The organism is Advenella sp. RU8 (assembly GCF_048381675.1).
GTDB lineage: Bacteria > Pseudomonadota > Gammaproteobacteria > Burkholderiales > Burkholderiaceae_B > Advenella.
The window spans coordinates 307490-328973 of record NZ_JBLWIS010000002.1; the positions used below are offsets into that span (position 1 = coordinate 307490).

The window sequence follows — 21484 nt, forward strand, 5'->3', positions numbered from 1 at the left end:
AGATGATTTTCAATCTGCAGAACTGTTCAGATACGATATATTGATGTAGACTTTTGCCCTTGCCACCCAAAAAGTGGCGCATTCCGTTTGTACACTTCAAAAGCACTGATATGCATTTTTCACAGGCCTCTAAAGTTCTCGTTGGTATTATTCTTGTTTTTACGGTTGCTTCGGTTGTTATCGTAGGCAAGCTGGAAACGCACTACGCTTCAGAAGCGGTAAGAATCAAGCAGGATACCGAAAAACACAACGAGGCCATCATCAATTCCTTGACCAATATGACCCAGAATGTCAGTTTTTCGCCAGAAGAACCTGCCATGATTTATACCGGTTACATTATGGGAGCAGGGTATTCGGCTTATCAATTTCGTGCCACGCAAGACCAGGTCTTAAGGGTCAACCTGAAAGGGGATGATTTCCTGGATATGGTTTTATTCGGACCCGAAACCAAAATCCTCGAGCGGGATACTGATTTCATTATTCCGGTAGATGGCCTTTATGAACTTCGGGTCATGTTCAAGGAAAACATGGAAGTACAGCAGGAAAAGGCTGCGCTTGACAATGCAGCGCAGGCTATTCCTTATACCATTACCTTAAATTTGAAATAACATTATTGCGGGCCGGTTTTCTTTTCGCCACCCAGTGCGCCAACCAGATCATCCAGCAAATTGGCTAGTTCGGCGCACATCAGGGTCATATCTGCATCAAAGCGTTCGGTGTCATCCATATTTGAAAAATCACTGCCTTCAGTAAGGATATCCAGAGGAGCAATCCGTTTGATATCCAGTGATTCATTCAGGATAAACGAAACCCTGTCAGCCCAGGTTAGTGCCAGTCGAGTGCATTGTTTTCCTGCCTCAATATGTTTGGTCACATCTTCTTTTTCGGGTGTTTGACGTACATACCGGACAGTTGCGCGGTTTTCGGCACTGGAGCGCAACTCGACATCCTGGTCAATGCTAAAGTTTCCTGGAGCCTCATCCTGAAGCAGCCACTCGGTCATGGCGGCAGAGGGAGATTGTTCGGTAAACAGGCTTTGGACCGGTAAAGGGTCAAGCACCTTTGCCAGCATGCCAATGACTTCATCGGATTTGGCTGCAGCGGCGGCATCGATAATCAACCAGTGGTTTTTGGTGTCAATCCACACTTGGGTGTCACGAAAAATACTAAACGCTTTGGGTAATAATTCTTCGGTAACCTGTTCCTTGATTTCTTTTAGTTGCTTGCGGCCCGGCCTGTAGCCTTGCTGCTCTTCAATTTCCAGTGCTTTTGCCTTGGTAAACTGGTTAATGACGGTGGCGGGCAGCAGTTTTTTTTCAACACGCAGTGCCAGCAGATATTGGCCATTTAGTGCATGAACCAAAGCACCATTATTGCAAGGGGAGACCCAGCCCATGTTTTGCATATCAGACCGGTTGCCGGGCTGAAAAAGCTGTTTCTCAAGCTTGGCCTCGAGATCCTGGACAGAAAGTTGCCAAGTGGGCGATAGACGAAAGACTTTCAGGTTTTTAAACCACATATTTTTCTGCCAAAAGTATCGATTTTAACGTATGGAGATAAAAAAAACCTGCCAGGGTTGCTGGCAGGTAAATACGGGGTACGCATGCAACGCAAAAGTTGCGGGGCGTTGCATAGCGATGAGAAACAACAATCGCCAATATGAAAATTGGCAGGACAATTTGTTCCCATTCAGTAACTATAGGGATAACATCTGACAATGTCCTGAATTGGGAAGACAAACAGGTTATTATTTATTGTTTTGTGGAATTATGAAAATAATATCACTACTGTCTATATGTACAGTATAATTTAATGCGATAATATCGAATTGAGTTTATTTTGAAGTCACCCAATTAAGGACCCTCCATGGACGACAAACAATCCAAAACAGCATCAGCAGAACGCGCAAAGGCCTTGGCGGCCGCCTTGTCTCAAATAGAAAAACAGTTTGGCAAAGGCTCTGTCATGCGCTATGGCGATAACGAAGTAGCGCACGATATACAGGTCGTTTCCACTGGCTCCCTGGGGCTCGACATTGCACTGGGCGTTGGTGGTTTGCCACGCGGTAGGGTTATCGAGATTTATGGCCCCGAATCTTCAGGTAAAACAACACTTACCTTGCAAGTCATTGCCGAAATGCAAAAAATTGGTGGTACCTGCGCGTTTGTCGATGCCGAGCATGCCCTGGATGTCCAGTATGCCGCCAAATTGGGGGTCAATTTAAGCGATTTGCTTATCTCCCAGCCAGATACCGGCGAACAAGCCCTTGAAATCACCGATGCACTGGTTCGTTCCGGTTCGGTAGATCTAATCGTTATCGACTCGGTCGCTGCCCTCACACCCCGTGCCGAAATTGAAGGTGATATGGGCGATAGCCTACCGGGCCTGCAAGCCCGTTTAATGAGCCAGGCCTTACGAAAATTAACCGCCTCTATCAAGCGCACTAACTGCATGGTTATTTTCATTAACCAGATCCGCATGAAAATCGGTGTTATGTTTGGTAGCCCTGAAACCACAACTGGTGGTAATGCGCTTAAGTTTTATGCATCAGTCCGCCTTGATATCCGTCGTATCGGCTCCATCAAGAAAGGGGACGAAATCATTGGCAATGAAACCCGGGTTAAAGTGGTTAAAAACAAGGTTTCTCCGCCCTTCAAGCAAGCTGAGTTCGACATCATGTATGGTGCCGGTATTTCCCGTCAGGGCGAAATCATCGATCTCGGCGTTCAGGCAGGCATTGTAGACAAAGCCGGTGCCTGGTATAGCTACAATGGCAACAAGATAGGTCAGGGCAAAGACAATGTACGTGAATATCTTAAAGATAATCCCGATATTGCCTTTGAAATTGAAAACAAGATCCGTGACAACATGGGTATCATTGCCCAGGCACAATCCGTGGCGCCGACTGCGGACGATGTCGAGGAATGATGGTAAGTTTCTAAGCCATCATTTAAAGTGATGAGTCGTTTCGATTCTGGTAACCGTTTCGATGATGACGATGGTTTTGAAACAGTACGGGTTTCAAAACCATCGCAAAACCTTGCGCAAAAAGAAAGCAAAGAAGCGTTTAGCCGCACCTCTGAACTTAAAAAGCCAATAGAAAAACAAGCGCAAACGGGTAAAAAGCCAACCATTTCCTTGCTGGCAAGAGCGGTTAACCTGCTTTCCCGTCGTGAACACTCCGAGCTTGAGCTAAGCCGAAAACTGCTGCCTCATGCTGAGTCACCCGAAGAAGTCGAGCAGGTGCTGGCGCGCCTGAAAAAAGAGAACTGGCAATCCAACCAGCGTTTCACGCATGCTTTTGCGCAACAAAAATCCTCGAAATGGGGGACGGCTAAAATTCTGCAGGAATTAAAACAGCATAAGCTAAATGCAGAAGATATTTCCGACCTTAAAGAACAGCTTGAGCAATCTGAGTTTGAAAGGGCTTACGAGGTCTGGCATAAAAAATTCCGTGGTGTGGCCTATTCAACGCCACAGGAATACGCAAAGCAAACCCGCTTTTTATTGTCACGCGGATTTAATGCGGATGTCGTCAGAAAGATTATTGGCGGCCAATATCCGGATGATTTTTGAATTATTTGGCAGGCTGTTCATCCACCTTCAGTGCCATTAACAAGCATTAAACTCAAAAAAGCGTCTCTTGGTTTCTTATTAAGTTGGCTTGATCTTTTGGTTGTTGCAAATTTGGCTATTCTGAAAAAAATAAACTCCCTGCTCAAAAAACAGGGAGTTTATTTGCATTCTGAAGCCTTATTTGAAATAAGGCCTTTTTCATAAACACTTCTGGTGTAAACGGGACTGCGAGAATCAGCCCTTGGTTTCTTCAAGAATGCGCAAGGCTTCTTCTTTCACGCGAGCCGGTGCTGTACCACCAATGTGATTGCGGGAAGAAACCGATCCTTCGAGCGTTAGTACCGCAAAGACGTCTTCCTGAATGCCTGGATTGAATTCCTGTAGCTGTTCCAGCGTGAGGTCAGCCAGGTCGCAGCCGCTTTCTTCGCACTTCCTGACAGCAAGCGCAACCGTTTCATGGGCATCCCTGAAAGGCAGGCCTTTTTTAACCAGATAATCGGCCAGGTCAGTAGCGGTTGAAAAGCCTTGTAGGGCAGCTGCACGCATGTTTTCGGGTTTAACCTTGATGCCACCAACCATATCAGCAAAAATGGTCAGGGTGTCACGCAATGTGTCTGCTGAGTCAAACAGGCCTTCCTTGTCTTCCTGATTGTCTTTGTTGTAAGCCAGTGGCTGGCCTTTCATTAGAGTGAGCAAGGCAATCAGGTTGCCATTTACCCTGCCTGTTTTGCCTCGGGCCAGTTCAGGTACGTCAGGGTTTTTCTTTTGCGGCATGATAGAGCTACCAGTGCAAAAACGATCAGCTAGCTCAATAAAGCCAATTCGTGGACTCATCCACAGGATCAATTCTTCTGACAAACGTGAAATATGCGTCATCACCAAAGAAACAGCGGCACAGAACTCGATGGCAAAATCACGGTCTGATACTGCATCTAGTGAGTTGCGGCAAACACCGTCAAACTGCAGGGTTTTTGCCACTCGTTCGCGATCAATCGGGTATGAGGTACCCGCCAGCGCTGCAGCGCCCAGGGGTAATTGGTTTACGCGTTTACGGCAGTCTTGCAGGCGTTGGGCATCACGAGCAAACATCTCGGCGTAGGCCAGCAAATGATGGCCAAAAGTAACGGGCTGGGCAACCTGCAAATGGGTAAATCCTGGCATGATGGTGTCGTGGTGATCAAGTGCTACGGTTGCCAGTGCCTGGCGCAACTGAATCAGCAATTGGCTGGAGACATCAATTTCTTCACGTAGCCACAGGCGGATGTCGGTAGCCACCTGGTCGTTGCGTGAGCGACCCGTGTGCAGGCGTTTGCCGGCATCTCCGATAAGCTCTACCAGGCGTTTTTCAATATTCAGGTGTACGTCTTCAAGATCCAGCAGCCATTCAAACTGGCCTTGCTCTATTTCAGCCAGGATTTGCTGCATGCCTTTTTGAATGTCGGCAAGGTCTTGTGCAGAAATTACCCCAACATGAGCCAGCATATCAGCGTGAGCCAAAGAACCTTGAATATCAAAGCGGGCCAGCCGTTTGTCAAAATCAACCGAAGCGGTATAGCGCTTGACCAGATCTGAAACCGGTTCGCTGAAACGGGCAGACCAGGCCTGTGCCTTATTGTTAAATTGATTTTGCGAAGATGTATTGTTGGTCATAATTATGCAGGAGTATGATAAAAAGTAAAAAATTGGGATTGGAAATTTATACTAATTATAAGTATTTTATTCGTTGATAAAGCGCAACTGTGTTTTAATTGAAAGTTTAATGGATATTTGATTTTTCTATCATGGAAGCACCTATTTTAATCGGTTTGGCGCAAATTAATGCAACGGTAGGTCGTTTTACCGACAATGCGGCGCTTATCTTGCAGGCGGCACAAAAGGCCCACGAGCAGGGTGTGGATATTCTGGTCTTACCTGAACTTGCACTGGTTGGCTACCAACCTGAAGATTTGGTGTTGCGGCCCGAGTTTATTAAGCAACAGGCTTCCGAGTTTGAAAAATTATGTGCCAGTTTGGCAACGTTAACCGATTTGCATGTGTTAATCGGCCATATTGTCAAAACTGCCGCCGGCATTCACAATTGCGCCTCATTGGTGGTAAATGGGAGGGTTGAAGGGGTTTATTTCAAGCAGGAATTGCCCAATTATTCCGTCTTCGATGAAAAGCGTTATTTTACGCCAGGCAATGAGCCCTTTGTTTTTAACCTGAAAGGCCATTGTTTTGGTGTTGCGGTTTGTGAAGATACCTGGCTGCCACGCGTGCCAGAACAAGCTGCCCAAGCTGGGGCGCAAACATTGCTTGTGCTAAATGCCTCGCCTTACACCATGAATAAAGACGACCAACGTATCAAGGTGATGCAGGAAAACATTTGCAAACAAGAGATGGCTGTTGTTTATTGCAATATGGTGGGTGGCCAGGATGAACTGGTTTTTGATGGCAATTCTTTTGTGCTTAACCGGCAAGGTCAGCTGGTTCAGGAACTGAATACTTTTGTTCAGGCCCTGGGAATTGTGCAAGTGCAAGGGCATGCCGTCACAGCAAGACAGGCCTTGCCCCTGATGCCGGCACGCACAACTAATGCATTGCCTTATAATGAGTTGCATAAAAACAATGACGAGCCGTTAGAGTCTGAAATCTGGCGTGCCCTGGTATTGGCCACGCAAGACTACCTTGGCAAGAACTTTTTCAAAAAAGCCTTATTAGGCTTGTCAGGTGGCATAGATTCTGCGGTGGTTCTTGTTGTAGCGGTCGATGCCATTGGTGCTGAAAATGTACAGGCGGTCATGATGCCATCAGAGTACACTGCGGATATTTCGGTAACCGACTCACAGGATATGGCTCAGCGATTAGGCATCAGTTACCATGAGGTGGCCATCGCCAACATGTTTGAGGCTTATCTGGGTGCTTTGTCACCCATTTTCCAGGATTTGCCGGTTGATACGACTGAAGAAAACCTGCAGGCTCGTATCCGTGGCACTTTATTAATGGCTATGTCCAACAAGTTTGGTGCGGTTGTATTAACAACCGGCAACAAGTCCGAACTGGCAACCGGTTACTGTACCTTGTATGGGGACATGGTAGGTGGATTTGCCATGCTCAAGGATCTGCCAAAGACCTGGGTTTACCGGCTTGCCCGATGGCGCAACAGCATTACCCCGGTTATTCCGGAAAGAATAATCACCCGTCCTCCTTCAGCTGAACTAAGGCCCGATCAAACCGATCAGGACAGTTTGCCGGAATATGATATTCTGGACGGGATTATCGAGCGCATGATGGAACAGGATCAATCATCAGCAGAAATCATGGCTGCCGGCTATAGTCGTCATGACGTTGAGAAAGTGGCTCGCCTGTTGAAAATCAATGAATACAAACGCCGTCAGGGAGCACCTGGTCCCAAGTTGACACGCAGGGCGTTTGGCCGAGATTGGCGCTACCCAATTACCAATGGATATCATTTCTAGCCTTATTAAATGGCAAGTGCAGGTTAAAATCCCAAACAATGAACAGAATAAATGAAGGACAGGCAAGGTGAAATTAGTAACTGCAATTATTAAACCTTTCAAACTTGATGAGGTCCGCGAGGCGCTAGCAGAACTTGGTGTCAGTGGTTTGACGGTTACCGAAGTCAAGGGTTTTGGCCGCCAAAAAGGGCATACCGAACTTTACCGGGGTGCTGAATATGTCGTGGATTTCTTGCCGAAGGTAAGAATCGAGTTGGCCATACCCGATAACCAGGTAGATTCCGCGCTTGAGGCGATTGTAAAAGCGGCACGGACAGGAAAAATTGGTGATGGCAAAATCTTTGTAACGCATATCGAAAAAGCGGTTCGAATCCGTACGGGTGAGCAAGATGACCAGGCACTCTAGAAAATAATGCCATATGGCATGCAAGTGCCTGTATTTTTATGCTACATTCTTTTAGTTTTAACTTGCAGCAGGAATAATTTCATTCCAGAATGCAGGTAAAAAACACTCGGTTACCAATAGGGGTTGCCCGTCTTTCCAGAATGTTGAGCGTCTGGCAAGCGTTGGCCTGTACGGAACAGGATGTAAGACCTGGGCTAGCGTGTTGTAAATAGGCATGGTTCTTTTAACAAGTCCACATTCAAAGTTGGAACGTGTAATGGCACGATCATTATAAAGAATATCGGCCAAAGGACGGGTTCTTAGTTTTCTGATGCCTTGCCATACGCCATGTGATGCTTTTAATGGGGTCAGGCTACGTGCGGCAACCGCCGGTGTGCCATTGATAGACATTAAAATCTCACGGACCCAGACGGGACTGGATGTATATTGCCTGCAAGTGTATGCCTCATCAAGAGGCAGGCTTTGTTTGCATTCTTTCAATATCTTTATTTCAACCATGCCCAGTTGTCGCAAACCACTTGTTAGTGCGCCAGGACGAAATAACCACTGCTTTTGTAAGCCTTCAAGTTTTGGAGGGGGTGCAAGCAGCCAGTTTGGATTATCTGTATAAGTGTTCATTACAACAAATGTTCATTTTTTTATAGATTGAATATATCAATAATTCACTCAGTATTGAGTTGAAACGCTAAAAAACTTGAGAAATAAATGGAAAAAGCAAGAATTTCTAAACTCATGTCCGAAAAAGGGATGTGTTCACGCCGTGAGGCGGATGCCTACATTGAACGTGGGTGGGTAAAAGTTGATGGAAGGGTGGTTGGCTTGGGTGACAAGGCCTATCCCAACCAGACGATCACACTTGATAAGATGGCGCAGGCAAGGCAAACGGCCCGAGTAACCATTATCCTGAATAAACCCGTCGGATATGTCTCCGGACAGGCGGAAAGCGGATATCGTCCGGCAGCCAGCCTAATTACCCCCGAACGTCAGTTTGACAAGGGTCGACAGCGCTTTGAGGCGGGGCATTTACGTGGCCTTGCGCCGGCCGGAAGACTGGATATTGATTCACAAGGCCTGTTGGTGCTTACCCAGGACGGTCGCATTGCCAAACAACTCATTGGAGAAGACTCTGAAGTTGAAAAAGAATATCTGGTGAGGGTAGAGGGTAGAATCATCGGTAATGGTCTAAGCCTGCTTAACCACGGCCTGACACTCGACGGGCAGGCTTTGCGGCCGGCAGAAGTTTCATGGTTGAATGATGATCAGTTAAAATTCATACTGCACGAGGGTAAAAAACGACAAATCCGTCGCATGTGTGAATTGGTGGGCCTTAAAGTGGTTGGACTTAAGCGGGTTCGCATGGGTAATGTTACATTAGCAGACTTGCCAGTGGGGCAATGGCGCTATTTAAAAGGTCATGAGCGCTTCCTTTAATATTGATTGGGAATAGTATGAGTATAAAAAAATTTGTAAATTTCACTATACTTGGGGCAACTTTTTTTCTTGCCGGTTGTGAGACCGTAGAGTTATTTCCCGATGGTCGTAAAGGGGGGACTTTGCTAAGCGATGTCCCTGTCTTGCCCGTTGAGCCGGTTATTAACACTCAGCCTACTATGCCTCAACAACCAGCGGGAGTCGCTTCTTCCCTGGTCATTTATGTTTCTTCAATGACACCGGTGCCAGGATATATTCCGGTACAGCAAAGTGGACAGCTGGTTTACGTGGATCCAAGCCAAACGCTAACCCGCAATGATTTGCAAAATGCGGTTGCCAAGCAAGACAGTTCTGGCAATGTTTTTGTAGATCTGCATTTTTCCAGCCAGGGAAGCGCAAAACTGGCCGGCTTCACTAGTCGTAATATCGGTAAAAACCTAACGGTGACAATGAATAATAAGCTGGTCTCAATTCTCGCCATCGGTGAGGGCATTAATACGGGCCATTTGTTCGTTCCCATGAGTACAGCTGCCCAAGCCAGTGATCTTGAGCAGCGAATCCAGGACGGTGAATAAGTATTACCGGTTTTATGTGCAGGTTCAATTTACGGCATAAACCGGTTTTGGAATGAAGAAAAAGGCCTGCTTTGGGTATTGCACCCGAAGCAGGCCTTTTAATTATTAAATCTCAAGTGTCGCAACCACCGGCGTATGATCTGACGGCTGTTCATTCCTGCGTGGTTGTTTGTCTATTACACATCCGGTGCATAGATCACGCAACGGTTTTGAAAGAAGAATGTGATCAATTCGCAAACCTGCGTTGCGCCTGAAACCCATCATGCGGTAATCCCACCAGCTGAATGATTTTTCTTCCTGTTCAAACAGGCGGAATGCGTCGCTTAATCCTAAATTAATCAAGCGTTGAAAAGCTTCGCGCTCAGAAGGGGAGACCAGAATGTCACCACTGTATTTATCGTGGGCATCACGGTCTTCAGGGGCCACATTGTAGTCGCCTAAAATAGCCAGATTGGGATATTTTTCAAGCTGTTGTTGCAGATACTGGTGCAAAGCCTTAAACCATTCAAGCTTGTAAGCATATTTATCACTGTCCAGTGAACTGCCGTTAGGGCAATAAGCACAAATAAGACGAATATCTCCCAAGGATGAAGGGACGGTAATGCTGACCAACCTTTGTTGCTCATCAGTGAAAAACGGATTATTCAGTGTAATATCAACGGGTTCTTGCCTGGAAATAATGGCCACGCCGTTATATGTTTTCTGTCCGGTCCAGGCACAGTGGTAGCCCATTTCCTTGAAGGCATCAAGCGGAAATTTATCGGTTTCCTGTTTAAGTTCCTGAAGGCACAGGGCATCAACGGGGTTTTCCTGTAGCCAGGCAATCACTTGCGGCAATCTGACCTTTAGTGAGTTGACGTTCCAGGTTGCTATTTTCATGTATTAATAAATCCTTTGAGATAGAAGGCGATCTAGGTTAAATTTAAAGTCTATTTTAGTTCAAAATAATATTTACGGTTTTTATACCAAAAGGAGTTAAGAGATGGGCGAGATTTACGTGGTTTCAGGTGTCAGGACAGCTATTGGCGATTTTGGTGCTTCCCTCAAAGACATCCCTCCGTGTGAGTTAGGTAGTACGGTAATCAAAGAGGCACTTTCCCGTGCCAGCCTTGATGGGGCCGATGTGGGGCATGTTGTCGTAGGTCATGTGGCCAATACCGAACCTCGTGACATGTATGTTTCCCGCGTTGCCTCCGTTAATGCCGGTGTTTCCATTGAAACGCCAGCGTTTAATGTGAACCGCCTTTGTGGTTCTGGCTTACAGGCGATTGTATCGGCCGCCCAATCCATCATGCTTGGAGATGCTTCGGTTGCCGTGGCCGCTGGCGTTGAAAACATGAGCCGGGCTCCTTATATATTGCCCGCCCATCGTTTTGGGGCCCGCATGGGTGATAGCGTTGCCATGGATATGATGACTGGTGCACTGTCCGATCCTTTTGAAAAAATACATATGGGCGTCACCGCCGAAAATGTCGCCAAAAAATTCAATATCAGTCGCCAAGAGCAGGATGAACTGGCTATCGAATCGCATCGTCGGGCTATTCATGCGATTGAAAATGGCTACTTTAAGGAGCAAATTGTTCCAATCGTACAAAAAACCCGTAAAGGTGATGTAATATTCGATACCGATGAGCACGCCCGCCGTGATATAACCCTTGAAAGCCTGTCAATGCTAAAACCGGTTTTTGTTCGTGAAAACGGTACGGTAACTGCCGGAAATGCCTCGGGCATTAACGATGGTGCGGCTGCCGTAGTATTGATGAATGGCAAGGAAGTCACGCAGCGTGGCCTTAAGCCGATGGCTCGCCTGGTTGCTTATGCGCATGCAGGTGTCGAGCCTGGACTCATGGGCATTGGACCTGTGCCTGCAACGCAGAAGGCATTGGCCAAGGCCGGCCTTACCATTAATGATATTGATGTTATTGAGGCGAACGAGGCCTTTGCGGCACAGGCTTGCGCCGTTAGCAAAGCGCTTGGTTTTGACCCGGCAAAGGTCAATCCTAATGGCAGTGGCATCAGCCTGGGGCATCCTATTGGTGCAACGGGTACGATTATTACAGTAAAAGCTTTGTACGAGCTGCAACGTATTCAAGGCAAATATGCACTGGTGACCATGTGTATTGGTGGTGGCCAGGGTATTGCAGCAATTTTTGAGCAAGTTTAATGGCAAGCAGAAAGTTGGAACCCCATCCTGAGCATGACGCACCCGCAATGTCGGAGCAGGATGGCATAAGATATTTACATTTCGACAGTATTTGGATGCAAGGTGCAATGCAGGTTTCCAAGCCCTCACATCTTGTTTTTGAGTATACCGAGCAAATGATGGCCTGGCTGTTATTCCTGTCCCCCCCTAAAGATAAAAACATAGGTATTTTGGGGTTGGGAGCAGGTGCCTTGACACGGTTTTGCCTCAGGCATACACAAAGCCAAATTGTTACCGTAGAGTGGAACCCAATGGTAACGGCAATATGCCGGTCTTATTTTCGTCTGGGTGATCACAAAAGACATTGCATGATCCATGATGATGCCCATGAGTGGGTCACAGATCCAGTCAATCATGACAGCTGTTCTGTGCTTATGGTTGATTTATACGACTATACGGCTCAAGGGCCTGTGTGTAATTCCTTGGTGTTTTATCAGGGGTGTCGACGTGTATTGGGCGATCTGGGCATCGCCGTGATCAATTTGTTTGGACATCATCCCAGTTTTCATTCCAATATCAGGAATATCAACAAGGCCTTTGCAAATCGTGTCATCATGTTTCCTGAAACCGAAGACGGCAACCGAATCGTTCTGGCTTTTACCGGACCGTCCCTTGAAATTGAAAAAGAAGTTTTGGCGGCTCGGGCTGCCGATGTTGAGCGCCGGTATGGCTTGCCTGCCACAAAGTGGTTAAAGGCCCTGTCTGCTGAGGATAAAATGAATGACTTGTTGAAGTTTTAACAAGGTTGACGTTGCACATGCTGGTTTTTACCAGTATTGCTGGTAAAGGGCATGTGTGAGAATTCAGAATTATTGTTTAGTCTGGAGTTGTAATGTTGGCAAATAAATTTAAATTAGGCCTGGGAGCTGCTTTATTGGCAGCAACGTTGGCGTCTAATATGGCTTTTGCAGAAGAAAAATTCGTGGCGATTACCGCCATTGTTGAACATCCTGCGCTAGATTCGGTTCGTGATGGTGTCATAGAGGCACTTGAAAAAAACGGCTACACCGATGGTAAAAACCTGGAGCTTAAATATCAAAGCGCCCAAGGTAATACGGGTACCGCAGCACAAATCGCACGTCAGTTTATTGGTGACAAACCCGATGCCATCGTTGCTATAGCCACACCTTCAGCTCAGGCTGTAGTTGCCGCTACCAAACAGATTCCGGTTGTATATTCTGCGGTTACCGACCCGGTTGCCGCGCAACTGGTTTCAACCGTAGAGGCTGCTGGTGGCAATGTTACCGGTGTGTCCGACGTGCTTGAACTTGAAAAGCAGGTAGACCTGATCAAACGCGTCGTGCCAAATGCCAAGAAAGTGGGAATGGTATATAACCCCGGTGAGGCCAATTCTGCGGTTGTCGTCAAACGGTTGCAAGAATTGCTGCCCAAGGAAGGCATGGAACTGATAGAAGCCTCTGCGCCACGTTCTGTGGATGTAGGCGCAGCCGCCAGAAGCTTGATTGGCAAGGTTGATGTGATTTATACCAATACCGACAATAATGTGGTTTCAGCCTACGAGGCACTCGTCAAGGTGGGCAATGAGGCAGACATTCCCCTGATTGCCTCTGATACAGACAGCGTCAAGCGGGGTGCGATTGCTGCCTTGGGTATCAATTACAAAGACCTGGGCATCCAGACAGGTGAGATTGTTGTCCGTATCCTGAAAGGTGAAAATCCTGGCACTATTCCATCACAAACCAGCTCTAAACTTGAGCTGTATGTGAACCCGGCCGCAGCAAAAAACCAAGGTATCGAGTTACCCGAAGATCTCTTGAAGTCAGCAGCTGTAATAGTAGAATAAACGCTGTATTATCACAAATCCTGTATTATAAGGATTTGTGATTCATCAGGAAACATGACGGCATATAATTGTGCATGTATGTCCTTGCCTTATCCGATCAATAAATACCAATTAACATGTCTTTATTTTCATCTCTTGGTGCGCTAGAACTGGGTTTTATCTACAGTCTTGTTGCGCTTGGTGTCTTCATTTCCTTTCGGATCCTGCGATTTCCAGACCTGACTGTTGATGGTACATTTGCCACAGGTGGTGCTATTGCCGCCCTTGTCATCAGCATGGGTGGAAGCCCTTTCCTGGCAACGGCTTTAGCCATGCTGGTTTGTGCATTTGCCGGTATGATAACCGGTTGGCTTAACGTAAAATTGGGCATTATGGATTTACTGGCCAGTATTCTCATGATGACCGCCCTGTATTCCATCAATCTCAGAATCATGGATGGGCCCAACATCCCTCTAATTACCAACGATACGGTATTTTCAGTCCTGCAACCAGCATTCATTGATGACTATATCTGGCGTCCCGTACTGTTACTCTTGGTTGTGATAATAGCCAAATTTTTGCTAGACCGCTACTTTGCCACGCAATCAGGACTGGCAATGCGTTCAACCGGTTCAAATTTAAGAATGGCCAGGGCCCAAGGCATCTCTACCGATCGAATGGTAATGCTGGGCATGGCTATTTCAAACGCCTTGGTAGGTCTTGGTGGCGCAATGTTTGCCCAGTCACAAGGTGGCTCAGACATCTCAATGGGAATAGGCACCATTGTGATTGGCCTGGCGGCGGTTATTGTGGGTCAAAGCATTATTCCTGCCCGCAAATTTGTTTATGTAACCCTGGCTGTTATTATTGGTGCCGTCATTTACCGCTTTTTTATTGCTTTGGCTTTAAACAGCGATTTTATCGGCCTTGAAGCACAAGATCTTAACCTGGTTACGGCCTTGTTAGTTACTTTTGCCCTTATTCTACCCAAACTTAACAAAATGCTGAAAGCGAGAAAAGGTTAACGCTATGCTGAAAGCAGAGAATTTACGTATTACTTTCAATCCGGGCACGCCCATTGAAACCCGTGCCCTGCAGGGCATGTCATTAACTATCCCGGAAGGGCAGTTTGTTACAGTTATCGGTTCGAATGGTGCTGGAAAGTCAACTTTTTTAAATGCCATTGCTGGCGAAATCATGGTGGATTCAGGTCGCATTCTGCTGAATGATGCTGATGTTACCCGTATGCCGGGCTGGCAACGTGCCAATAATGTGGCACGTGTATTCCAGGATCCAATGGCAGGTACCTGTGAAGACCTGACGATTGAGGAAAATTTGTCTCTGGCCTATAACCGTGGACATCCAAGAGGATTAAGGCCGGCTATTAAGCCGTTTATGAAAGAGCTCTTCAGGGAACGCTTGGCCATTCTTGGACTGGGGCTTGAAAACCGTCTTGCTGACCGCATAGGTTTGCTTTCAGGCGGGCAGCGTCAGGCAGTTAGTTTGCTCATGGCTGCGTTGCAGCCAAGCAAGATTTTATTGCTTGATGAACACACTGCGGCGCTAGATCCAAGGACTGCGAATTTTGTCCTTGAGTTAACGCAAAAGCTGGTGGCCGAGCAAAAATTAACCACCATGATGGTTACGCACAGCATGAAGCAGGCACTTGAAATCGGTGAAAGAACGGTCATGCTGCATCAAGGGCAGGTTGTACTTGATGTTAGTGGTGAAAAACGCAAGGGAATGCGTGTTTCCGATCTGCTTGAGCAGTTTGAAAAAGTCAGGGGTGAGCAGGTTTCTGATGATGCGCTATTATTAGGTTAGTCAAAATTATTTCATTATATCTGCCTAAATATAGGTGATTATTGTGTAATTAAAACGTTTCTTGTTACTGTGATAGTGCTATTTTGCCAGTAGCTGCAATGTATATATTTTTATATTTAAATATTACCCAAGAAATCGTTATGTGATTCAAATGTTGCTTAGGCAAGTATTTTGTCCTCACAGGATTAAATGTTGCTTAGGCAAGTATTTTTCCACTATAATTTAGAGCATCTTTTAATTGAATCAACATTTTCAATAAAAATATCCTTAATGGGTATTTTCGGGTCACAGTCAAATGAGAATAAAATCAACCTTTGCCAGTCAAAAAATTGCGGCATTGCTTGCATGTTCAGTACTTGTATTAAGCGGTTGCGGAAAAGAAGATGCGGCAAATCCTGCCGCAGCCGGAGGACCTCCTGTATTTCCTGTTTCTACAATTAAAGTAGAGCCTGCTGAAGCTCGTATCTACACGACTTTGTCAGGCCGGGTGGCGGCAATTAAAGATGCCGAGGTCCGCGCTCGTGTTACCGGGATTATCCAAAGCGTAGCATTCGAACAGGGCAGTGTCGTAAAAGAAGGGCAGTTACTGTTTAAAATAGACCCGGCCACTTATCAGGCTGCTGTCAATCAGGCAGAGGCTGCGCTGGAACAGGCTGAGGCAAATGCCCAAAGTGCCCGCTTATTGGCAAAAAGATACTCAACCTTGGTCAAATCGGCAGCAGTAAGTCGCCAGGAATATGATAACGCCGTAGCGCAGGCAGCCCAGGCAGAAGCGGCCATCAGCCAGGCCAAGGCAGCGCTTGATGCGGCCCGTATCAATCTTGGATATACCGATGTGGTTTCGCCCATCGATGGCATTATTGGCGAAGCCTTCGTGACAGAGGGTGCGCTAGTCAGTGCTGCCAGTGCGACACACCTGGCTACTGTACAACAGATTGACCAGGTTTATGTGGACTTCTCACAAACAACCGGTGAACTAAGCGATTTGCGTAAGGCACTGGCAGATGGACTGCTTCAACAAACGGAAACCGGTGCAGCTGCCGTCCAGCTTGAAATGCCTGATGGCTCCTTGTATGCAGAAATTGGTAAGCTGCTTTTTACTGGCGTTAGTGTAAATCCAACAACAGGTCAGGTTACCTTGCGTTCCATTTTCCCTAACCCTCAGCATATATTGTTGCCTGGCATGTTTGCCCAAGTGAGGCTAGAGCAGGGTATAAACCCACAAGCATTAATGGTACCCAACCAGGCTTTGCAGCGTACTCCCGACGGTTTGGTAAAATTGTTGCTGGTTAAAGATGATAAGGTGGTTTCAGTGGCCGTGGATGCGGGTAATTCCGTAGATGGCAACACTATTATCAATAAGGGCTTGAATCCCAATGACGAAGTCATTGTTGAAGGATTCCAGAAAGCTCAACCAGGCGGCATGGTCAAACCAATTCCTTGGAAAAAAACTTCAGCGCAAGAAAATGCCGGTTCCAATAAACCCGCGGAAAACTGAGAAGATATATGTCAAACTTCTTTATTAATCGCCCGATTTTCGCCTGGGTTATTGCCATCATCGTTTTCTTTGCGGGTGTAATTGCAATCCCGTTCATGCCGGTGGCGCAATACCCGGAAGTAGCACCACCAACCATTAACATCAGCGCCACTTACCCTGGTGCTACTGCTGAAGATGTGGCCCAGCAAGTTACCAGTGTCATAGAAAATGAACTTAACGGGGCGGAAAACCTTCTTTATTACTCATCAACCAGTGATGCTTATGGCCGCTCGGATATTGACGTCATTTTCAAACCTGGTACTGATCCAAATATGGCGCAGGTTGAGGTTCAGAACAAAGTGGCCAACATATCGTCCAAATTGCCCCAGGCAGTTATGGATCAAGGCCTCAGGTTTAGCAAGAGTTCGGCCGGCTTCTTATTGATTGTTGCACTCAGTTCAACCGACGGCTCCACTTCGGCAGCCGAATTGGGTGACTATATTACCCGGAATATTCAGAACTCGATTTCACGTATTGAAGGGGTGGGTACGTTTCAGTTGTTTGCCGCACCTCGGGCCATGCGTATCTGGACTGACCCTGCCAAGCTAACCAGCTATGGTATGACAATGACTGATGTCAGTGCCGCACTGGCTGCGCAAAACCGGGCAATCTCAGCCGGTACGCTGGGTTCTCCTCCTACACCAGCTGACCAGGCAACCAGTGCGATTGTTTCCACAAACGGCCAACTGGAAACGGAAGAAGAATTTGCCAATATCGTTTTGCGTGCAAATCCTGATGGCTCCGTGGTACGGGTCAAGGATGTAGCCAGAGTTGAAATCGGCTCAGATTCTTATCAGTTTAGCTCTCGCCTGAATGGTTCTCCATCCGCTTCTTTCGCCATTTCACTGGCCCCTAATGCCAATGCGCTGTCAACAGCAAATTTGATCAGGGATGAAATGGAAAATCTTTCTCGTTATTTTCCCGAGAACGTGACCTACAGTATTCCTTATGATACGTCACCTTACGTTGAGGCCTCCATTACGCAAGTGATAAATACGCTGGTGGAAGCGATGATCCTGGTGTTTATCGTGATGTTCGTATTCCTTCAAAATATCAGGTATACGGTCATTCCAGCCGTCGTAGTGCCTATTGCGTTAATGGGTACGGTGGTTACCTTGCTGTTTATGGGTTACTCCATTAACACGCTGACCATGTTTGCCATGGTTCTGGCGATTGGTATTCTGGTGGATGATGCGATTGTTGTGGTTGAAAACGTTGAGCGTATCATGTCCGAAGAAGGACTCTCACCCAAGGATGCTACGCTTAAGGCCATGCCCCAGATTGGGGGTGCCATTGTAGGTATTACCCTGGTCCTGATGACTGTGTTTCTTCCCTTGGTATTCATGAGCGGTTCTGCGGGTGTAATTTATCGCCAGTTTGCCGTATCCATGATTGTCTCAATCGGCTTTTCGGCTTTCTTTGCCTTAACCTTTACGCCTGCTCTGTGTGCAACTATTTTAAAACCCGTTGCAAAGGGGCACCATGAAGACAAAAAAGGTTTTTTTGGCTGGTTTAACCGTTTCTTCAATAAAATAACTGCCGGCTACTCAGGTTGGGTTGGTGCTTTTATCAGAAAAGGTGGACGCATGATGCTGATCTATCTGATTCTATCAGTGGGTATGGCGTATATGTTTTTACGCTTGCCTAGTTCGTTCCTGCCCGATGAAGACCAGGGCTTCATGATTGCCAATATTGAATTGCCATCCGGTGTTTCTGCTAACCGTACCCTTGAAGTCATTGACGAGGTAGAAAGTTATTTTTCCAAACTGCCTGAAATGAAAAACATCATAACGGTCCAGGGCTTTAGCTTCAGTGGTACAGGGCTTAACTCTGCAATTGCCTTCGTGCCTTTAAAGGATTTTACGGAACGGCAGGGGCCAGGGCAATCCGCCCAGGCTCTTTCAGCCAAAGCAACCGGCAGCTTGCTGTTTGGAATACCCGACGCCATGGTTTTTGCGGTTATTCCACCTGCCATTCCCTCTTTGGGAACAGCAACCGGTTTTGACTTAAGGCTGCAAGACCGTGGTTCACTGGGTCAAATGGCGTTACGTAATGCGGCTAACCAATTGTTAGGATTGGCTCAAACAAGCGAAATCCTGACCCAAGTCCGTATCTCGGGCCTTGGTCCCGGACCACAACTTAACGTCAACATTGATCGCGAGAAAGCAGCTATTCTCGGCGTCAACATGACTGAAGTTGCCAATGTACTGGGTAGCGCCATCGGTTCGGGTTATTTGGGTAAATTCCCCAATACCGGATGGATGCAAAACGTTTGGGTTCAGTCAGACGCCCAGTACCGCATGACACCCGAAGATATTCTTAAGCTCAAGGTTCATAATGCTTCCGGTGAACTGGTGGATATGTCATCTTTCGTCAAGCTTGATTGGACCCAAGGCCCAACCCAGGTCAGCCGCTTTAACAGCTTTGACTCCATTTCCATTAGCGGACAAGCTAAACCCGGTTTTTCCAACGGTGAAGCTATGGCAGAAATAGAGCGATTGATCGGCCAATTGCCCACAGGTATCGGTTATGAGTGGGCAGGCCTGTCATTCCAGGAAATCCAGGCAGGAAATCAGGCACCCATTACCATGGCGCTATCCCTGATCGTGGTTTTCCTGGTACTCGCTGCCTTGTATGAAAGCTGGACAATACCAGTATCAGCCATGTTGATCGTTCCGCTTGGTATGCTGGGTACGATTGGCTTGGTTACCTTTTCAGGGATGTCCAATGATATTTACTTCCAGGTAGGTATGATTACCGTGATTGGCTTGTCTGCCAAAAATGCCATTCTGATTGTGGAGTTTGCCAAAGATGCCTATGCATCGGGTAGGGATTTGATCGAGTCCACCATGGAAGCTGCACGCTTGCGTTTCAGGCCCATTGTCATGACATCTTTCGCTTTTATTCTTGGTGTGCTACCTTTGGTAATGGCTGACGGTGCTGGTGCCGCCGGTCAACGTGCAGTGGGGGTTGCGGTGCTTGGTGGCATGCTGGCTGCCACTCCTTTCTCTGTACTCTTTGTTCCCGTGTTTTTTGTTGTCGTCATGAAGATTTTCAAAACCCGGCCACGTTTGTTGGGTGAACAGGCCGAGTTTTTTGAAACTCAAAAAGAAGAGTATGCTTACCGGCACGAAATCTATAAAGATGTTGCCGAAATAGAAGCGCTTGATCAGTCAAATGCAGGCAGCAGTAAAACTCAACCAAATGAGAGTAAACCTGAAAAATGAATATTGTAAAAAAATTCTCTCCAAAGCTGTCTGTCATTTTGTTGTCTACCGTGTTGGCTGGGTGTTCCTTAAGTCCGAAATACGAACGCCCAGGTATGCCCGTACCCGATCAGTTCCCTGGGCAAGAAGGGACATCGGCTTCTGCTGATGCCGTCCAGCATACGGCTGACCTGGGTTGGGAAACTTTTTTCAAGGATGAACGGCTGAAAGCCCTTATTCCCATTGCCCTTGAAAATAACCGTGACATGCGGATAGCGATCCAGCGGGTCGAAGAAGCTCGTGCCCTGTATGGTATACAACGCAGTGATCGCTTCCCGCAAATTGGCGTAAATGCACAGCAAACTGCACAACGCATGCCGGAAGACATGCGGGCGGGTGGGGCATTATCACCCTCTGTTTCCCGCAGTAATATTGCCGGCATTGGCATGACCAATTTTGAGCTTGATTTTTTTGGTCGCCAAAAAAGCCTGTCTGAAGCAGCCTTTGAGCAATTTCTGGCAACACAGCAAGCACGCACGACGGTTCAAATTAACCTGATCGGCCAACTTGCTTCCACTTATTTTACCCTCAGGAATCTTGAGGCTCAAAAAGAGCTCATAAACAAAACCATCAAGTCACGTCAAGGAACCCTTAATCTGGTTCAAAGTCGCTATAGCGGTGGTGTGGCCTCAATACTGGATGTCAATCAGGCAAAAACCACCCTTGAAGCAGCTAAAGCCTCCCTGTCAGAAATCACTCGTAGTGAAATGCGAGCCAGGAATGCTTTGCAATTAATTCTTGGTCAGCCAATTCCAACTAATCTACCACCAGCAGCACCGTTTGGCAGTGATGTGGTAATGGCAAAATTGCCCACCGGATTGCCCTCTGACTTGTTAACCCGCCGGCCTGATATTCTTGCCGCCGAAAATAGCTTGAAAGCGGCTAATGCCAACATTGGAGCTGCCCGTGCGGCATTCTTCCCGTCCATTTCTTTAACGGGATTATTAGGATTTGCCAGCCCCGACCTGGGCTCCCTGTTTGGGGGAGGTAATGGCATGTGGTCATTCAATCCTGTCATTAATATCCCGATATTCACTGCAGGTAAATTAAGAAACAACCTTAACCTGGCTGAAGTACGTAGCGATATTGCCGTCGCTGAATATGAAAAATCCATACAGAGTGCATTCAGCGAAGTCGCTGATGCTTTGGCAGGTGAATCCACTTACCAGTCACAGCTGGATGCATTGCGGGCGCAACAGGCTGCCGCTTATGAAACACTTAAAATTGCCAATCTACGTTATTCAAACGGTATAGACAGTTTCCTGCAGGTACAATCTGCAGAAGTTGCTTTATTTGCAGTGCAGCAAGGCTTTTTGCAAACCGGATTCGATTCAATCCAGAATCGCATCGAACTTTATAAAGCCCTGGGTGGTGGTTGGACACAAACCTCCGTTATTTCAAAATAATTTTTTGCATTCGGTATTT

At 46.9% G+C, this 21484-nt stretch carries 19 protein-coding genes; 15 read left to right on the forward strand and 4 right to left on the reverse strand.

Going from position 1 to position 21484, the window contains the following annotated elements; all coding sequences use genetic code 11:
- Positions 1-110: 110 nt before the first annotated feature.
- On the forward strand, positions 111-608 hold the full coding sequence (locus ACM5Q9_RS03970; protein WP_418143430.1) for a hypothetical protein: 498 nt from the start codon (positions 111-113) through the stop codon (positions 606-608).
- Positions 609-610: 2 nt separating this feature from the next.
- Here ACM5Q9_RS03970 and ACM5Q9_RS03975 read toward each other — a convergent pair whose 3' ends face one another.
- The gene (locus tag ACM5Q9_RS03975) at positions 611-1519 is read right to left on the reverse strand and encodes a recombination-associated protein RdgC (protein WP_418143431.1); all 909 of its coding nucleotides are present in this window, start codon (positions 1517-1519) and stop codon (positions 611-613) included.
- Positions 1520-1866: 347 nt separating this feature from the next.
- Here ACM5Q9_RS03975 and recA point away from each other — a divergent pair, with 347 nt between their 5' ends.
- Positions 1867-2928: a recombinase RecA gene (gene recA / locus ACM5Q9_RS03980; RefSeq protein ID WP_418143432.1), complete on the forward strand. Its 1062-nt coding sequence runs from the start codon at positions 1867-1869 to the stop codon at positions 2926-2928.
- Positions 2929-2958: 30 nt separating this feature from the next.
- Positions 2959-3576 (forward strand): recombination regulator RecX, encoded by a 618-nt coding sequence (gene recX, locus ACM5Q9_RS03985; protein ID WP_418143433.1) that lies wholly within the window; start codon positions 2959-2961, stop codon positions 3574-3576.
- 234 nt (positions 3577-3810) lie between these two features.
- On the opposite strand, the gene argH is transcribed toward recX, so the two are convergent.
- Positions 3811-5226, reverse strand: a complete 1416-nt coding sequence (gene argH / locus ACM5Q9_RS03990) for an argininosuccinate lyase (RefSeq protein WP_418143434.1) — start codon at positions 5224-5226, stop codon at positions 3811-3813.
- A gap of 131 nt (positions 5227-5357) precedes the next feature.
- On the opposite strand from argH, the gene ACM5Q9_RS03995 reads away from it, so the two are divergent.
- Both ACM5Q9_RS03995 and ACM5Q9_RS04000 read left to right on the forward strand, forming a co-directional pair.
- Positions 5358-7034: an NAD+ synthase gene (locus ACM5Q9_RS03995; RefSeq protein WP_418143435.1), complete on the forward strand. Its 1677-nt coding sequence runs from the start codon at positions 5358-5360 to the stop codon at positions 7032-7034.
- A 67-nt stretch (positions 7035-7101) separates the two neighbouring features.
- Positions 7102-7440: a P-II family nitrogen regulator gene (locus tag ACM5Q9_RS04000; RefSeq protein ID WP_418143436.1), complete on the forward strand. Its 339-nt coding sequence runs from the start codon at positions 7102-7104 to the stop codon at positions 7438-7440.
- A 57-nt stretch (positions 7441-7497) separates the two neighbouring features.
- On the opposite strand, the gene ACM5Q9_RS04005 is transcribed toward ACM5Q9_RS04000, so the two are convergent.
- The gene (locus ACM5Q9_RS04005; RefSeq protein ID WP_418143437.1) at positions 7498-8058 is read right to left on the reverse strand and encodes a chorismate--pyruvate lyase family protein; all 561 of its coding nucleotides are present in this window, start codon (positions 8056-8058) and stop codon (positions 7498-7500) included.
- A gap of 87 nt (positions 8059-8145) precedes the next feature.
- Here ACM5Q9_RS04005 and ACM5Q9_RS04010 point away from each other — a divergent pair, with 87 nt between their 5' ends.
- Together ACM5Q9_RS04010 and ACM5Q9_RS04015 are read left to right on the forward strand one after the other, a co-directional pair.
- The gene (locus ACM5Q9_RS04010) at positions 8146-8871 is read left to right on the forward strand and encodes a pseudouridine synthase (RefSeq protein ID WP_418143438.1); all 726 of its coding nucleotides are present in this window, start codon (positions 8146-8148) and stop codon (positions 8869-8871) included.
- 17 nt (positions 8872-8888) lie between these two features.
- Positions 8889-9446, forward strand: coding sequence for a SecDF P1 head subdomain-containing protein (locus ACM5Q9_RS04015; protein ID WP_418143439.1), 558 nt, complete (start codon positions 8889-8891; stop codon positions 9444-9446).
- 105 nt (positions 9447-9551) lie between these two features.
- On the opposite strand, the gene xth is transcribed toward ACM5Q9_RS04015, so the two are convergent.
- On the reverse strand, positions 9552-10325 hold the full coding sequence (gene xth / locus ACM5Q9_RS04020) for an exodeoxyribonuclease III (protein WP_418143440.1): 774 nt from the start codon (positions 10323-10325) through the stop codon (positions 9552-9554).
- Positions 10326-10428: 103 nt separating this feature from the next.
- Between xth and ACM5Q9_RS04025 the strand changes: the two genes are divergently transcribed.
- From ACM5Q9_RS04025 to ACM5Q9_RS04060, 8 genes are all read left to right on the forward strand, one after another.
- Positions 10429-11610 (forward strand): acetyl-CoA C-acyltransferase family protein, encoded by a 1182-nt coding sequence (locus ACM5Q9_RS04025; protein ID WP_418143441.1) that lies wholly within the window; start codon positions 10429-10431, stop codon positions 11608-11610.
- Positions 11610-12389 (forward strand): spermidine synthase, encoded by a 780-nt coding sequence (locus tag ACM5Q9_RS04030; RefSeq protein WP_418143442.1) that lies wholly within the window; start codon positions 11610-11612, stop codon positions 12387-12389. Before ACM5Q9_RS04025 ends, ACM5Q9_RS04030 begins: the two co-directional genes overlap by 1 nt.
- A 92-nt stretch (positions 12390-12481) precedes the next feature.
- The gene (locus ACM5Q9_RS04035) at positions 12482-13453 is read left to right on the forward strand and encodes an ABC transporter substrate-binding protein (protein ID WP_418143443.1); all 972 of its coding nucleotides are present in this window, start codon (positions 12482-12484) and stop codon (positions 13451-13453) included.
- Positions 13454-13569: 116 nt separating this feature from the next.
- Positions 13570-14457: an ABC transporter permease gene (locus tag ACM5Q9_RS04040; protein ID WP_418143444.1), complete on the forward strand. Its 888-nt coding sequence runs from the start codon at positions 13570-13572 to the stop codon at positions 14455-14457.
- Positions 14458-14461: 4 nt separating this feature from the next.
- Positions 14462-15256 carry an ABC transporter ATP-binding protein gene (locus ACM5Q9_RS04045; RefSeq protein ID WP_418143445.1) on the forward strand — a complete coding sequence of 265 codons (795 nt, stop codon included), beginning with the start codon at positions 14462-14464 and terminating at the stop codon, positions 15254-15256.
- A 295-nt stretch (positions 15257-15551) separates the two neighbouring features.
- Positions 15552-16754: an efflux RND transporter periplasmic adaptor subunit gene (locus ACM5Q9_RS04050; protein ID WP_418143446.1), complete on the forward strand. Its 1203-nt coding sequence runs from the start codon at positions 15552-15554 to the stop codon at positions 16752-16754.
- Between the two features lie 8 nt (positions 16755-16762).
- Positions 16763-20020, forward strand: coding sequence for a multidrug efflux RND transporter permease subunit (locus tag ACM5Q9_RS04055; RefSeq protein WP_418143447.1), 3258 nt, complete (start codon positions 16763-16765; stop codon positions 20018-20020).
- Complete coding sequence (locus ACM5Q9_RS04060) at positions 20017-21465, forward strand: efflux transporter outer membrane subunit (RefSeq protein ID WP_418143448.1); 1449 nt, start codon at positions 20017-20019, stop codon at positions 21463-21465. The genes ACM5Q9_RS04055 and ACM5Q9_RS04060 overlap by 4 nt, the downstream gene beginning before the upstream one ends.
- Positions 21466-21484: the final 19 nt, after the last annotated feature.